Source organism: Bartonella sp. AP57NXGY (assembly GCF_042195805.1).
GTDB lineage: Bacteria > Pseudomonadota > Alphaproteobacteria > Rhizobiales > Rhizobiaceae > Bartonella.
The window spans coordinates 1-536 of sequence record NZ_JBHIOZ010000684.1 but is presented as its reverse complement, the minus strand read 5'-3'; the positions used below and the strand labels follow the sequence as shown (position 1 = coordinate 536).

General features: G+C 42.0%; 1 protein-coding gene and 1 pseudogene. Both read left to right on the top strand.

Annotated features, from left to right (window positions below; translation table 11 throughout):
• The coding region (locus tag ACFIL8_RS12655; RefSeq protein ID WP_375690130.1) for a hypothetical protein at window positions 1-345 on the top strand (345 nt) is incomplete at its 5' end.
• Window positions 345-536: pseudogene (locus tag ACFIL8_RS12650) on the top strand (hypothetical protein); the annotation flags it as partial. The gene ACFIL8_RS12655 and the pseudogene ACFIL8_RS12650, both read left to right, overlap by 1 nt.

The following is a 536-nucleotide window of genomic DNA, read 5'->3' as shown; positions in this document are numbered from 1 at the left end:
AACGGGCTGCTAAACCAAATGGTTAAAGATGTGCGCAACACTTTTGGGCAGCCCATCATCTACACGCGAAAAGACAATCAGCAATCGTTTCAAATTACAGCGATTTACGGCATTAAGCATTCAGAATCGGACGCCGGTGGCAGAATCCCCACCACAATTCCAAGAAAGGAACTTGATCTTTGTATCAATGACATCGGGGGAATACCACCAAAACCTCAAGATAGTATTGTGATCATCTCACCTGAAAATAACAAAGCCCCCTCTTCTCAAGAACACTTCACTGTTACAGATGTCCAAGCCTCTGAATCCGGTATGTATAAGCTTATCTTGCGAGAACAGAAATAATGAAACATCCCCGCGAGACGATAAGAGAAACATTTGTTGCGTTGATCAAAGCAGCAAAGACGGCAGCTGGTGACAATGTTTTCAATATGCGTGACTTCAATTTATTTATTGAAGCAATGCCAGCTATTAATATCTCAACACAAAGTGAAACAATTGAAGATGGACATGATTTTGGCTTAAGGCGGCGTGTT